Origin of the sequence: Mycolicibacter arupensis, assembly GCF_002086515.1 — a bacterium.
In the GTDB taxonomy this organism is placed as follows: domain Bacteria; phylum Actinomycetota; class Actinomycetes; order Mycobacteriales; family Mycobacteriaceae; genus Mycobacterium; species Mycobacterium arupense.
This window is the reverse complement of sequence record NZ_MVHH01000032.1, coordinates 1-15466: the sequence shown is the minus strand read 5'-3', so window position 1 is coordinate 15466 and position 15466 is coordinate 1. Positions and strand designations below refer to the sequence as shown.

8 protein-coding genes and 1 pseudogene are annotated in these 15466 nt (G+C 62.1%); all 9 read left to right on the top strand.

Translation table 11 applies throughout. From position 1 onward, the window contains the following. The first annotated feature begins 23 nt into the window (after window positions 1-23). Window positions 24-1760: a type I restriction-modification system subunit M gene (locus BST15_RS14550; protein ID WP_046188569.1), complete on the top strand. Its 1737-nt coding sequence runs from the start codon at window positions 24-26 to the stop codon at window positions 1758-1760. After that, a complete protein-coding gene (locus BST15_RS14545) occupies window positions 1757-2989 on the top strand; it encodes a restriction endonuclease subunit S (protein WP_052751396.1) in 1233 nt (410 codons plus the stop codon). The genes BST15_RS14550 and BST15_RS14545 overlap by 4 nt, the downstream gene beginning before the upstream one ends. Window positions 2990-2992: 3 nt before the next feature. After that, on the top strand, window positions 2993-6118 hold the full coding sequence (locus BST15_RS14540) for a type I restriction endonuclease subunit R (RefSeq protein ID WP_046188570.1): 3126 nt from the start codon (window positions 2993-2995) through the stop codon (window positions 6116-6118). Between the two features lie 73 nt (window positions 6119-6191). Then, window positions 6192-9509 carry a transposase gene (locus BST15_RS14535; RefSeq protein WP_046188589.1) on the top strand — a complete coding sequence of 1106 codons (3318 nt, stop codon included), beginning with the start codon at window positions 6192-6194 and terminating at the stop codon, window positions 9507-9509. A gap of 21 nt (window positions 9510-9530) precedes the next feature. Next, window positions 9531-9794, top strand: a complete 264-nt coding sequence (locus tag BST15_RS21795; protein ID WP_131701182.1) for a hypothetical protein — start codon at window positions 9531-9533, stop codon at window positions 9792-9794. Further along, window positions 9794-10030, top strand: a complete 237-nt coding sequence (locus BST15_RS14530; protein ID WP_046188571.1) for a hypothetical protein — start codon at window positions 9794-9796, stop codon at window positions 10028-10030. The genes BST15_RS21795 and BST15_RS14530 overlap by 1 nt, the downstream gene beginning before the upstream one ends. A gap of 269 nt (window positions 10031-10299) precedes the next feature. Then, a complete protein-coding gene (locus BST15_RS14525; RefSeq protein ID WP_046188572.1) occupies window positions 10300-11157 on the top strand; it encodes a nucleotidyltransferase domain-containing protein in 858 nt (285 codons plus the stop codon). 7 nt (window positions 11158-11164) lie between these two features. Next, window positions 11165-12115, top strand: coding sequence for an S-4TM family putative pore-forming effector (locus BST15_RS14520; protein WP_046188590.1), 951 nt, complete (start codon window positions 11165-11167; stop codon window positions 12113-12115). A 172-nt stretch (window positions 12116-12287) separates the two neighbouring features. Beyond that, window positions 12288-15401, top strand: a pseudogene (locus tag BST15_RS14515) (type ISP restriction/modification enzyme); the annotation flags it as partial. Window positions 15402-15466: the final 65 nt, after the last annotated feature.

Here is a 15466-nt window from a genome sequence, read left to right as displayed (position 1 = left end):
GGACGGTCGAAGGGAGATCCGGTTTGAGCAAGCTAGGCAACTTTGTGTGGGGCATCGCCGACCAGCTGCGCGGCGTGTACAAGCCCCACCAGTACGGCGGGGTGATCTTGCCGTTCACTATCCTGCGCCGCCTGGACTGCATCCTCGAACCCACCCGCGACGAGGTGCAGGAGCTCGCCACCAAATACGACGGTGGGGCGCTCGACGTGCGGGTCAAGCGCAGGACGGGGTTGTCGTTCTACAACACGAGCCCCTTCGATTTCGACCGTCTTTTGGAGGACCCCGAAGGGCTGCGGGCGAACCTGATGGACTTCATCACCGGGTTCTCGGCCAATATCGATGTCTTCGAGCGGTTCAAGTTCGAAAACGAGCTCGCCACCCTGGACGAGAAGAACCGGCTGTACCTGGTGACATCGAAGTTCGCCGAGGTCGACCTGCATCCCGACACGGTGCCCAACGCTGAGATGGGCGACCTGTTCGAGTATCTGATCTACAAATTCGCCGAGGCCTCCAACGAGGAGGCCGGCGAACATTACACCCCGCGGGATGCGATCCGGCTCATGGTCGATCTGCTGTTTGCTGAGGACAACAAGGCACTTCTGGAACCCGGCACCGTCCGCGCGATCTACGACCCCACGGCCGGCACCGGCGGTATGCTGTCGGTCGCCGAGGAACGACTGCTGGAACGCAACCCGGATGCCCGGCTGCGGCTCTACGGCCAAGAGATCAACGACCAGTCGTATGCCATCTGCAAGTCCGACATGCTCGCCAAAGGCCAAGACGCCGGCAACATCCGCCTGGGTGACACACTGGCCGACGACCAGTTCTTCGACCGCACCTTCGACTTCTGTATGTCCAATCCCCCGTACGGTTTTGACTGGCGAGCCTCGGAAGAGGCCGTCAAGAAGGAGGCGCTCACCCAGGGCTCCCGGTTCTCCCACGGTTTACCCTCAGCCGGTGACGGGCAAATGCTGTTCCTGTCCCACCTCGCCCACAAGATGCGTCCCGGATACGAAGGCGGCGGCCGGGCTGGCATCGTCCTCAACGGTTCGCCGCTGTTCAACGGTGCCGCGGAGTCCGGGCCGTCCAGGATCCGGCAGTGGCTGCTGGAATCGGATCTGGTGGAGGCGATCGTCGCGCTGCCAACGAACATGTTCTTCAACACCGGCATTGCCACCTACATTTGGCTCCTCGACAACACCAAACGCCCCGAGCGTGTCGGCAAGGTGCAGCTGATCGATGCCACCTCGTTCTGGACGAAGATGCGCAAGAACCTCGGCGCCAAGGGCCGCGAGGTCGACGACACAGCGCGTGACCGCATCCTGAGCCTCTATGACGGCTTCGATGAGGCAGACCCCGACTTCTCGAAGGTGTTTACCGCCAGCGACTTCGCCTACTGGACGATCACCGTCGAACGGCCGCTGCTCGACGACGACGGCAATCCGGTAACCGACCGTAAGGGCAACCCGAAACCGGATGCGAAGCGGCGTGACACCGAAAACGTCCCGTTCAACTACGGCGGCAACACCGGCGGCGATGCCGGGCGGGCAGCGACGATCAAAGCCTACTTCGAGGCCGAGGTGCTCCCGTACCTCCCTGACGCCTGGATCGACGCCAAGAAAACCAAAGTCGGATACGAAATCCCCTTCACCCGGCAGTTTTACAAGTATGTCCCGCCTCGGCCGCTCGCCGAGATCGACGCCGACCTGGAGAAGCAGGTCGCCAAAATCCTAGACCTGCTACGGGAGGTGGAGGGGTGAGCACCGCGACTATAGAGATCGCTCACGACGTCGAGTGGCTGCCTCCTCTGAAACCCGGCTGGACATTGCGGCCGCTGTGGTCGATGTTTGAGCGAATCAAAGACGTCGACCACCCCAGTGAACAGATGCTGTCGGTATTCCGTGACTACGGGGTTGTTGCCAAAGACTCTCGACGAAATTTGAACCAGACCGCTGAGAACCGCAGCATCTACCAGCTCGTCCACCCCGGATGGTTGGTCACCAACCGGATGAAAGCCTGGCAGGGATCGGTCGGGATCTCGCCGCTGAGAGGCATCGTGTCGGGCCACTACATCTGTTTCGCACCCCGGCATCGCGAAGATCACCGATACCTGAACTGGTTGTTTCGATCGGCTCCCTACACGCACGCCTATGCATTGAAGTCGCGCGGCGTCCGGATCGGGCAGGTCGAGATCGACAATGACGAATACAAGCTGTTGCCGATTCTGCTTCCACCGGTCGATGTGCAGCGAGCGATCGCCGACTACCTGGACCGCGAGACGGCCCGGATAGACACGCTCATCCAGGAGCAGCAGCGGCTCGTCGAGATGCTGCGAGAGCGGCGACAGGCTGCGGCAGACACCGAGCTGGGTGCACGGGTTGGAACCAGTCAGCGCTTGAAGTGGTTTCTAGAGGAACTCGACATTCGAGCCAACGAAGTGCCAGAGGATCTCCCATTGATGTCCGTTTCGATTGATTGGGGGGTTCGTCGTCGGGACGAGGTAACCGCGGATGAAGCCCGTGCAGCCGACCTGTCCAATTACAAGGTCTGCAGAAGGGGGGACCTCGTTATCAACCGAATGAGGGCCTTCCAGGGGGCACTCGGACTCGCACCGGAAGATGGGATCGTGAGCCCTGACTACGCAGTGCTGCGCGCAGTGCCTCAAGTCAACGGTGAGTGGCTGGCAGCTGCGATGAAGACCGGTCGCTTCGTTAGTGAGATGGCCTGCCGTATCAAGGGAATCGGCAGCGCAGAACTTGGGGCTGCCCGCACGCCGCGCATCAACGTGCGCGATTTATGCGACATCCAGCTGGATGTCCCCGATCCAGGGATGCAGGCCGATGAAGTCGCACGCATTCGTCGCGTTTTTGATGAGATCGACACTTTGATCACCGAGACCGAGAACTTCATCGAACTCGCCCAGGAGCGCCGAGCAGCGCTCATCACCGCCGCTGTCACCGGGCAGATCGACGTGCGGGAGGTGGCCTGACACATGGAACAGCACAGGGAGATCGCGTTCGAGCAGGAGTTCGCTGAGCACCTGGCGGCGCACGGCTGGCTCTACTCCTCCGATGACACCGGCTATGACCGCGAACGCGCCCTGTTCCCCGAGGACGTGCTGGGCTGGTTGGCCGACACTCAAACCGAGCAGCTGGCGAAGGTGGTCAAGGCCGGCTCCGGTGACGTCGTCAAGCAGCAGTCGCAGTTGCTGGACCGGATCGCGAAGGTCCTCGACACCCCGCTGGACAATGGCGGCGGCACCCTCAACGTGCTGCGCAAGGGATTCTCGCACCTGTCCGCCAAGCTCCAGATGTGCGTCTTCAAACCCGAGTCGACCTTGAACGAGAAACGTAACGCCGACTACGCAGCGGTGCGGGTTCGGGTGATGCGGCAGGTGCACTTCTCCACCGCCGATCAGCGGTCGGTGGATCTGGTGTTCTTCGTCAATGGGCTGCCGGTGGCCACTGTGGAGCTCAAGACGGAATTCACCCAGACCGTCTTCGATGCGATCACCCAGTACAGGACGTCCCGCCTGCCGAAGGATTCCGCCTCCGGGGTGGTGCAGCCGCTGTTCGTCTCAGGCGCCCGCGCCTTGGTGCATTTCGCGGTGTCCGACGACGAGGTGTGGATGACCACCAAACTCGCTGGGGAGACAACGCATTTCCTGCCGTTCAACCGCGGCGCGGAGGACGGCGGCAAAGGCAACCTGCTCAATCCGCTCGGGCCGCGCACCGCCTATTTGTGGGAGCGGGTGCTGCAGCGTGACGCGTGGCTGAACATCCTGGGCCGGCTGATGTACATCAAGCACGAGTCGAGCACCGATCCGATCAGCGGCAGGGCGAGCAAGTGGTCGTCGCTGCGGTTCCCGCGGTTTCATCAGTGGGAGGCGGTCACCGAACTTACCGGGGCGGTCACCGCCGAGGGGATCGGTAAGCGGTATCTGATCCAGCATTCGGCGGGTTCGGGCAAGACCGATTCGATCGCCTGGACGGCGCACCGGATGGCGCGGTTGCAGGTCGGCAACCACAAGGTGTTCGACTCGGTCATTGTCGTGACCGACCGCAATGTGCTCGACGCCCAGTTGCAGGACGCGATCAAGCAGATCGACAACGACGCGGGCATCGTCGTCGCGGTTGACCGCGCCGAGGCGGCGAAGTCCGCCGAGGTGAAGTCGAAGTCGGGGCTGCTGGCCAAGGCGCTGATCGACGGGAAGCTGATCATCGTCGTCACCATCCAGACGTTCCCGTTCGCAATGAAGGAGATTCGGAACAACAAGGGGCTCAAGGGCAAGACATTCGCCGTCATCGCAGACGAGGCGCACTCCTCGCAATCCGGGGAGGTCGCCGCCAAGCTGAAAGCGGTGCTGACCGCCGAGGAGATCAAGGAGATCGAAGAAGGCGGGGAGATCGACGTCGAGGCGGTGCTGGCGGCGGAGGCCACCGAGCGCGCCGACTCGGCCAACATCTCCTACTTCGCGTTCACCGCCACCCCGAAGGCCAAGACCCTGGAGATGTTCGGCCGCGAGCCGGCCCCCGGCGAACTGCCGGTGCCCTTCCACGTCTACACGATGCGCCAGGCCATCGAGGAGGGCTACATCCTCGACGTGCTGACCGGTTACCACTCCTTCAAGCTGGCGTTCCAGGTCGGAAAGAACGTCGCCGGCGAGGACGAGGTGGACCAGGCCAAGGCCACCAAGGAGGTCATGCGCTGGGTCAAGCTCAACCCCCAGACCATCGCACAGAAGGCCGCGATCATCGTCGAGCACTTCCGGGAGAACGTCGCCGGACTTCTCGACGGGCACGCCAAGGCGATGGTGGTCACCGACTCCCGCAAGGCCGCCGTCCGCTACAAGCTTGCGATCGACGCCTACATCGCCAAGAACGGGTATGACTACGGCACTTTGGTCGCGTTCTCTGGGGCGGTGACGGACCCCGAATCCGGGCCGGGTGACTTCACCGAAGCCAGCATGAACCCCGGGGTGCATGACCTGCGGACGTCGTTCCGGGGGGACCAGTACAAAGTGATGATCGTCGCTAACAAGTTCCAGACCGGGTTCGATCAGCCGCTGCTGTGCGCGATGTACGTCGACCGGATCCTGTCCGGGGTCACTGCGGTGCAGACCCTGTCGCGGCTCAACCGCACCTACCGCACCCCGTCGGGGACACCGAAGACTGCCGCAGATACGCAAGTCGTGGACTTCGTCAACGAACCGGAGGCGATCCGCGAGGCGTTCGAGCCGTACTACACCGACGCGTTTCTAGAGACGGCCACAGATCCGAATCTGGTGCACGACCTGTCGGCGAAGCTCGACACGTTCGGCATCTACACCCAAGCCGAGATCGACCAGTGCGCCGCGGCCGAGGTGAAGGGACTTGGCCACCACGCGCTCGCCGCCGCGATTGACCCCGGCAAGAAGCTCTTTGCCGCGCGCTACCAGGCGGCGTTGATGGACAACGGCGGGCAGGGCGACAAGGCGGCGCTGGCGGAGCTGGACATGTTCCGCAAGGACGTCGGATCCTTTGTGCGCCTGTACGACTTCATGTCCCAGATCATCGACTACGGCGACCCCGCGCTGGAGAAGAAGCAAATCTATCTGCGCAACCTCGACCGAGTGATCCAGCCCGACAACTACACCGCCCCCATCGACCTCTCCGACGTGGTGCTCAAGAAGGTCAAACAGATCGACCGTGGCCGAGTCGACATCGGGCTCGGCGTGCGGGTCGGACTGTCCGGCGTGACGGCGGCCGGATCAGGCGAGAAGCGCGACCCGAAGATGGTCGCCTTCCAGCAGGTCCTCGACCGTCTCAACGACCTGTTCGGGTCCGAGGACTTCACTGATTCGCAGAAGGTTTCGTTCCTCGAAGCGTTACTGCGGACGCTGCTCGAAGATCATGCGCTCGTCCAGCAGGCGAAGGTCAACTCCGCCAAGCAGTTTGTCGAGTCGCCCGACTTTGACGATGCGGTTACGGGTGCGGTCGCCGACAACCAAGGTGCGCACGACAAAATGAGCGACTACTTCTTCACCAATGCACCAGGTCGGTCACACCTGATGGCCGACATCGCCAAGTGGTTCTACCAGGTCGTCACCTCTGAGTTCGGGGATATCTCGGTGCAATGAATCCTCGGGATCCGTGCTGGCTTGCATCTCGGCGGAGACATTGTTGTCCAGAATAGGCGGGGAAAATATCACCATGGCAAGGTCGTATCCGAAGGAGTTTCGCGACCACGTCGTACGGACGGCTCGCCACCGTGGGGAAGGGGTGACGATCGGGAGGATCGCAGGCGATTTCGGGGTGCACCCATCGACGTTAAGGAAGTGGATGCGTCAGGCCGACATCGGCGGCGGTGCCGGCCAGGTGAATACCGAACAGGTCGCCGACGTCTTGGACCAACAAGACGTAGAACTGGCCGCGATATCGATCGACGACCCGGTCCGTCAGGGGCCCGGCAGGATCACTGAGCCGGTGCTTGATCCCCAGCTGGAACTCCTTCCCACGGACTCAATGGATTGGGAAGATTTCGAGCGGCTTCTGCTGGATCTCGGGAGGCACGAGCTCGGGTTGCGTTCCCTAAGCTACTTCGGGAAAAGAGGCCAAGAACAGAAGGGCTTGGACATCGTTGGCACCAATGCCCACGGAAGCGCGGAGGGTATTCAGTCCAAACGGCACCAGCAGTTCACGGTCGCTGATCTGAACAAGGCGGTCGACAAGTACACGCGGTCAACCCTGCCGTTTACCCTTGTCCGACTGGTGATCGGCGTCAGCTGCAAAACAGACGACCGGGCTGTCGTTGAACGCAAGACTGCCCTCAACGAGCAACACCATCCTTTAGAGATCGATATCTGGGACCAATCACGGATCTTGGAGATGTTGCGCGACAAACCAGAGATCGTCATCAAGTACTTCGGCCCAGGGGCAGCCGAACGGTTCTGTGTCCCACATGTACTTGCCCCCGTCGAGATCCCAGGCCCTGATGCCGTGGCCACCGCGGACGCAGTCTTGCTCGGGCCCCTCGCAAGCACTGATGCGCAGGGACTGCTCGACGGGGCCAAGAGCATATCTGCCGACGATCCTGCCGGCGCGCTCGTGCTCTACCGCGACATCCAGAACCGATTAATTGCAGCGGGGTTCCCCGGCCACGCAGCCGAGTTCGACAACACGGTGGCAGAGCTTTGTGTCCGTGCAGGAGAGGAAGACACGGCAATCCGCCTGCTCATGGACGCTCTCTGGGCGGCCGAGAATACCGGCAACTTGCTGCGAGCCGACCGCGTAACCGGCATCTTGCGCGACCTTGCAGGCTTCCCCGCGTTCGGGCCAATCCAAAATCAAGCAGCGCGTACTCCGGCCCTTGGCTCTGCCTTCGAGATCGCCGACTTTGTCACAGCCCATATGCACTCGCCGGTCCCCTCGCGCATCGACTTGCCTACCGGAGCGACTGGATCAACCGACAGTGCGAATCGCGCCCGTACGGTCATTTTCGCCGCCGAACGCGCTCTTGGGAACGACGACTTGGCGTGGATAACCGCGCACCGGGAACAGCTCGAGTCGACCGCCACGGAGGTAGCCGGCACTCACATTGATGTGGCGGTGCGGCTTCGCCTGACCGTGGCCGACGCCACTGGCGAATGGGCTGACCTGATCCACAACGCGAGGACGGGGATGCGGCGGGATCTCAAGGCGTTGACTCTCGCGCGGCACGCTCGCCACAAACTGCTTCAGGCGGCGCCCACGGAAGCGGATAGTGAGTGGCAAGAAGCCATCAGTGAGGCGTGCCTGGCGAAGCGACACGCCGATGCGGCGGATTGGCTCTACAGTCAGCGTTTCGTAGCAAGCCGCTACAGCGGACTACACGAAGACAAGTGGCATCCCTTGGCGCAAGCCCTGTCTGACTTGCCCTCGCGACCAAAGATCGTTACCAGTGCGGCCGACGCGCGGGAAAAAGCGTTGGCGGCGTTGCACCACGACGAGCTGAGAGTCGCAGCGATCAACCTGCGCCGGCAGCTTCTCGACGGGATCAGATCGGCTGCCTTCTACGACGAACGCGAAGCTCGCCGTCTGTTGGGCCAGATCTACCGTGTTACAGACGATCTGCCGCTAGCTGCCTACTACACAATTGGGGCAGGTGACTACAAGGAGGCGCGTGCAGTTGCTGTTGCATTCGTCGACGTCTACCACGATGTCACCGAGCTGATGAAGAGCCCGCTGTCGTGGGTGGCAGCTTCCGCGCTGCAGTTCGCTACCGAACAAGCCGATCTCATTCCCGATGATCAGGTCGAAACCGTCATCGAACTAGCACTCAGCGCGATCAACGATGTCGTCTCGGGTGCACGCCTCGACTCTCCGGTCTTCAGTCCGCAAATGTATCTGTCGGCGTATGGTCTGCTCGCGGCGTTGTCTGTGCGACTTCCGGCCAGCGACGCACGGACGCTGCTTGAAATGCTCACTGACGCTGTGGTGGTCGAGGAAAATCATTACCGGCGCACAGACGAAAGTCATGTTGCGATTGCCGCAGGTGTTGCTCGCACCCACGGCGGTGATCTTCGCACCGCTGCACTTGAGCAGCTCGTAGGACTGTATGCGCGGGGAGCGCACCCGTTCCCTTCGAACGCACGGGATGTCCTTGTGGCCAACCTCGACCGGGTCGGCGATCGGCTCCGGGAAATGGCCGAGTGTGGCCACTACGAGGCGGCTGCCCTGCTCGGGTACAGCGACCCCGACCATGTTTCTCCGGAAGCGGCTCAAGCCGGGGCACAGCGCTTACGTGAACCAACCAAGAACGGTCCCAATCGAATTGCAACTGGTACGGGTGCTGTCAACGACTCGCTGCTCGCAGCCGTGCTGCCGGTGGAGGAACGCATTGCGTGCATCGAGATGCTCATGTCGAACGCGGCGTCGCCATGGGAACCGTCCTCGAACCGGGACACCTATCTTATTGCGGCAAACAACCTGACGGGTGATCTCGACGAAGAACACCGCCGCCAATTCTTCGACAAGGCGATAGATTTCGCGGTTAATCCACCTGCGTCTCAGGCAGATGCGCTCAACGGTTCTATGAGCAGTCCGTTAGGTTCAATGCGTATCAATGACAGGAGCGACAGCCGGCCGGCGGCCATATACCTAGCAGCGCGACTGGCAGAATCACCTGAGGAGAAACGGCTGGTACGAGACACTGCACTCCGCCTCATCGGTATCGGCAGCGATGACGATTACAGAGTCACCAAGGCACTACAACTCGTCAAATCCGAGCTCGGCGACAACATAGGCCTGCTGGCTCAAGGCAGCTGGACATTACGCAGTCTCGCTGCCATCCTGTGGGCCGAATCGACGGCGATTCCGGAAGACCTCGGCAAAGCGCTTAGCCAAGACCCCGACGCCCGTGTGAGACGTGCGCTCGCAAATGCATTGGGTAGAACAGCCCACCGGCAAGGATCAGGCGTCCGAGAGAGGCTCCTCCAGGACCCGCGATGGTCTGTCCGTTCAGTTCTGCGACCGACTGCGCCGCCACCCTAATTACATGACGCGTGTGGGCGAATGACCGCTGTGGAGCTGACGGGAGACCTTCAGCCTGTAAGGCAGCGGGTCGACGGCAGCGAACAGGCCGCCGTCGTTCGTGCTCAGCAGCAGCGACGTTGCCGCGTGCCTCCTGCCCGCGTGCTATCCACCAGTGCCGCCGGGATCATGCGCGACGTCGTCAGCGCCAGCGGTGGCATCGGCGAGCTCTGGTGTCTCGACGGTGTGAACACGGTGCGGGTCGGTGACTGGCTGTTCGTGATCGAAATGGACGACCCGGCTTGATGGTGACGGCGTATGTGATCGCCTACGGGGAAGCCGCTGCGGTCTCGGTGCTTGCTGAGGAGAACGACAACCCGGTGCGGGCTCTCACCGGCTGGCTGCGGAACGCATCAGGCTCAATAGCCTGCAACCGCGTCAAGCCGGGCCCGTACCGCTCCAACGGATACCTCGGCGGGCAGCTTGATACCAGCGAATGGTTCGCGGAAGTGCCGGGCGTGGATCGGTGCTTCGACCACTAGCACGACGCCAAGGCCGCGGGTGCCTCCGCGCGCAGTTGCACCACCGCGCCGCCGACTCGGCGGCTGGCCGCCGCGCGGCGATCAGTACCCGGCGGCGCGTGCTCGACCTTGTCCGAGCAGTCAGTTGCAAGTCTGCGTTGTGGCCCGCTGGCGCGCCTTCGCTGTCGGTGCGGACCGTTATGGTTCTTGCTGTCGCCAAAGTGCGTGGCAGCCGCAGCTCAGCCACACCTTGAGCGGCGCTCGGCCGGCGGCATTGAGGATGAGGTGTTATGGCGTGGACGACTGAAGCGGCGTTCGAACGCTTCTACGACGAGGTCAATCTGCCCGGAGATCATCACGCGACAGCTAACGCGCGCCGCGATTGGGTGCTCGGCAGATTGCGCAACAACGGTATCGACGTCCTGGATGCGATTGCATTCGGTTCGATCCCTCGGTACACCGCACTTAAGGAGCACGCCGACGTCGACGTGATGGCGGTCCTGCACTACGGCAAGCACATCAAGGATCGCCAGCCGTCAGAGGTTCTGCTCGCGGTCAAGAACGCCCTGGGAACTGGACAGGCCGGTACAGGAAGGCGCAACGGCCAGGCAGTGACGGTGACCTTCGAATCCTGGCCCAACATCGATGTCGTTCCTGCATCCAGATTGACCGATAACAATGGCCAGGTGACCGGCTACAACATCCCGGACATGACACGAGAGATCTGGCTGCCGACCAACCCTCCCCAGTACAGCAGCGAGATCGCCACCGCCGTCAGTGCGCGAGGACCCCGCTTCCGACGTGTCATCACGATGCTCAAGCACTGGAATCGTCGACAGACCGTCAAATTGCAGAGCTACCACCTGGAAGTGATCACACTAAAACTCGAGACATCGTGGAGCGATTACAGCTGGCCTGTCTATCAGTGGTTCGAGATCGCGCAGTCTGAGATTGACTGGTGCTGGCATGCCGGACAGGACATCTCCGGATACCTCGGCGTCGAGCAGAGACGGGCCATCGCCGCGCAACTGAAAGCTGCAGAGAACACTGCCAACAATGCGTGGTACAAAGCTTACAAAGGCTTGCATAGCGAAGCGATCCCTCTGTGGCGCAACATCTTCGGGATAAAGTTTCCCACTTATGGATGATGGGCAGATGGACACTGATGGTCAGGCCTATTCGGCCCCCGCGGCCGCCGCGATGGCGACAACGCAGGATTCCCTGGCCGCTTTACGCCTGCTGATCGCGCAGCGTTCGTTGTACTCGAAGGCAAAGGACTGGACCTACCTTCGGTGGATTGGCCTCAGCGTCATGGGGATCGCCGCTCCGTTTGTGGCTATGTTCATTCCTGTTGCCGCCGTATCGGTGGCTGCAGTAGCGGGTGTCTGGATTTTCCTGTCACGCACCGTGTTCAACGCCCTGGAAAGCAAGCGGGCCGCACAGGGAGCGGCAGTACAGGAAGATTTCGATCGCCTTGTTTTCGCGATGCCGCTGCTGGCGACGCGGGAACCGAGACCCGCACCAGAAGATATTGCCACCCTCGTTGGCCCCGACGCCCAAGTGCCCGACCGAGCTAAACAGGAAAATCTTTACGGTTGGTATCCGATGGACCGTACGGTCGCGGGCGTTGCATGCGTCGCGATTGCGCAGCGCGCCAACGCGGCGTATTCAGAACGACTTCTCAGGCTCAACGCCCGGTACTGGCTGGTCGTCCTTGCGGTCTGGACAGCTGTCATCGTGTTAGTCAGCGTGGTCCGCGACCTGCAACTGTCAACGTTCCTGCTAGGTGTAGCCGCGCCACTGCTGCCCGCGTACCTCGACGTCAGCGACCAATGGCGAGCCTCCGCCCAGGCCTGCACCGACCGGCGCTCAATGGCCGAAGACATCGAACGTGCCGTTCGCGACGCCAGCGGCAAAGCCCTCACCGACGACGATCTTCTGGTGTGGCAGGAGCGCCTCTACGGTTTGCGCCGCTCATCGCCGCTGGTTCCCAACCTGATCTATAAGCGGACCTGGGAACGCAACGAGCAAGCGATGAATGCCGCAGCTGCTGAACTTTGGGCAGCAGCCAGAAGACGCCAGCTGGGAGCAAATCCGGAGGCCTGAAGCTGCCAGGCAAACACAGAAATACATCTTGACGGTGGCTCGTTCTCCAGGCGGATGACTCCTGGTGCCATGGGAGTAGCTCAGGCGGGAATCGGCGCCATGTGGCTTACATGTGCGCAACACAAACCCGCATGTCCGACCGCGTGAATCTGGGTACCCGTTCAGTAAAATCGACGAGGCCCACCGCACCACCGGCGTCACCTTGGCCGGCGATGACGAATCGAACTTCGTGCGCATCCACGACGCCGACTACCTCAAGGCGCAGCGCCGGCTGTACATGACGGCCACACCGCGCATCTTCACCGACGCGGTGAAAGACAAGGCCGCCGCGCATTCGGCCGAGCTGGCGACGATGGACAGCGAAGAAATTTACGGCCCGGAGTTTCACCGGCTGTCGTTCGGCGACGCCGTGGAGCGTGGCCTGCTCACCGACTACAAGGTGCTGGTGCTGACCATCGACGAATCGGTGATCGCACCTGGACTGCAACGCCAACTGTCGGCGATCGACGGGGAGCTGACCCTTGATGACGCCTCCAAACTGGTCGGCTGCTGGAACGGATTGGCCAAACGCGCCGGAACCGGACCCGACGGCAGCGGCTTCGCTCCCGGTGAAGTGCCGATGCGCCGCGCAGTGGCGTTCGCCCGGGACATCAAAAGTTCCAAGCAGGTCGCCGAGATGTTCCCGATCGTGGTCACCCGCTACCAGCAACTGCTTGATGAGCACGAAAACGATGGCCAACACGTCGAGGCCACCAACCGCGGCTTGACCTGCGCGGTGCACCACGTCGACGGCACCTTCAACGCCCTCCAACGCAACGCCGAGCTGACGTGGCTGAAGGGCGTTGTCGCCGAAGACGAATGCCGCATCCTCACCAACGCCCGCTGCCTGTCCGAAGGCGTCGATGTTCCTGCGTTGGACGCGGTGCTGTTTCTGCACCCGCGCAATTCGGTCGTGGACGTGGTGCAGTCAGTCGGGCGGGTGATGCGCAAAGCCGACAACAAGGACTACGGCTACGTGATCCTGCCCGTCGCGGTCCCCCAAGGAGTCGAACCGTCGACCGCACTCGGCGACAACCAGCGGTTCAAGGTGGTCTGGCAGGTCCTCAACGCGCTGCGGTCGCACGATGAACGCTTCGATGCGATGGTCAACTCGATTGCCCTCAACAATGACACCGACAAGAAGGGCGGTGTTGGGACCAACAAGCTGCTCGGCGGCCACATCGGCCCCATTCTCGACCACATCAGCGACCAGGACGACCTGGACGCCGATCGTGCACAGCAGATGGCCCTGTTCTCGCTATCGGCGTGGCAGGAGGCGATCTATGCCCGCATCGTCGACAAGGTCGGCACCCGCACCTACTGGGAGCAGTGGGCCGCTGACGTCGCCGACATCGCCTCAGCTCTGGTCACCCGGATCACCGCGATCCTCGACGGCGCGGACGGGGCGGCCACCGAAGCGTTCGGCCACTTCCTGCAGGGCCTGCGGGACAACCTCAACGACTCCATCACCGAAGCCGACGCGGTGAGCATGCTCGCCCAGCATCTGATCACCAAGCCGGTATTCGATGCCCTATTCGCCGGCCACGACTTCGCTTCGCACAACCCGGTGTCGCGCACCATGCAGAAGATGGTCGACACGCTCGGCGGCACCGGACTGGAAGCCGAAACCGCCCGACTCGAAGGGTTCTACGAATCGGTGCGCCGTCGCGCAGCCGAAGTGAGCAGCGCCGAAGGCAAGCAGGCGATCATTGCCGAGCTTTACGAGAAGTTCTTCCGCATCGGTTTCAAGAAGCAGGCCGAAGCGTTGGGCATCGTCTACACCCCCACCGAGATAGTTGACTTCATCCTCCGCGCGACCGACATCGTGTCTCGCCAGCACTTCGGCCGCGGCCTGACCGATGAGGGCGTGCACATCCTCGACGGGTTCACCGGCACCGGCACCTTCGTCACCCGCCTGCTGCAATCGGAGCTGATCACCGCGCAGGACCTAAAGCGCAAATACTCAACCGAGCTGCACGCCAACGAGATCATGCTGCTGGCCTACTACATCGCCGCGGTCAACATCGAGACCACCTACCACGCCCTGGCGGGCAAAACCGCCGACACTGACGACTACGAGCCGTTCCCCGGCATCGTGCTGGCCGACACCTTCCAGATCAGCGAAGCTGATGACTCGATGGACTCGCTGATGTTCCCGCACAACAACGCCCGCATCGAAGCCCAGCTGGCGACACCCATCAACGTGATCGTCGGGAATCCGCCGTACTCCGTGGGGCAGACCAGCGCCAATGACCTGAACGCCAACGTGAAATACCCCACGCTGGACGGGCGGATCGAAGACACCTACGCGAAGCGGTCGACCGCGACCAACAAGAACAGCCTCTACGACTCCTACATCCGGGCTTTCCGCTGGGCAACTGACCGTATCGGGGATGCAGGCGTTGTCGGGTTCGTATCCAACGGCGGCTGGATCGACGGCAACACCGCCGACGGGATCCGGCTATCCCTGGCCGACGACTACTCGGCGGTCTACGTCTACAACCTGCGAGGGAACCAGCGCACCGCGGGTGAGTTGTCTCGTAAGGAGGGCGGCAAGGTCTTCGGCGCGGGCAGCCGCAACACCGTCGCCGTCTTCGTCGGGGTCAAAGGCGCCGACCGCAGCGGGCCGTGCGACGTCTTCTACCACGACATTGGTGACTACCTCAGCCGCGAGGACAAGCTGCGGATCGTAGATGAGACCCAATTCGACGCCGTGGATTGGAAGACCATCACCCCGAACGAACACGGCGACTGGGTGAATCAGCGCGATGACGCCTACGGCTCATGGCCTGTGATCGGGGATAAGAAGCCTGCTCCAGGATCCGTCACTATCTTCACCACGCTCTCGCGCGGACTGGAGACGGCGCGGGATGCTTGGGTGTACAACTACTCCCGCCAGGAACTTAAAGCCAACGTCTCACGCCTGGTCACCAACTACAACGATCAGCTCGAACCCTTTGACAGCTACTGCCAAGCCCAAGGTGTAACCCGCCGTGACGAGAAAGCCGTCACCGCATACCTAGCTCAGAACCCACACGCAGCGGACGAGACGCGCATCAAGTGGTCGGCAACCCTCAAACAACACCTCGCTCGCGGGACGGTGAGTGCGTACTCAGGCGAGGAGGTGCGGCGAGGTTGTTATCGCCCGTTCGACGTTGAACACGTCTACTTCGGCCCCATGCTCAACCATCGGCGTGGCGAGCTGGCACAGATGTTTCCGACGCCACACCACAAGAACATCGGCTTCCTCGTGCTTGTGGCAGGTCCCCGATAGTCGGACCACTTTGTTCTAGAGCCGTATGTGATTGATTG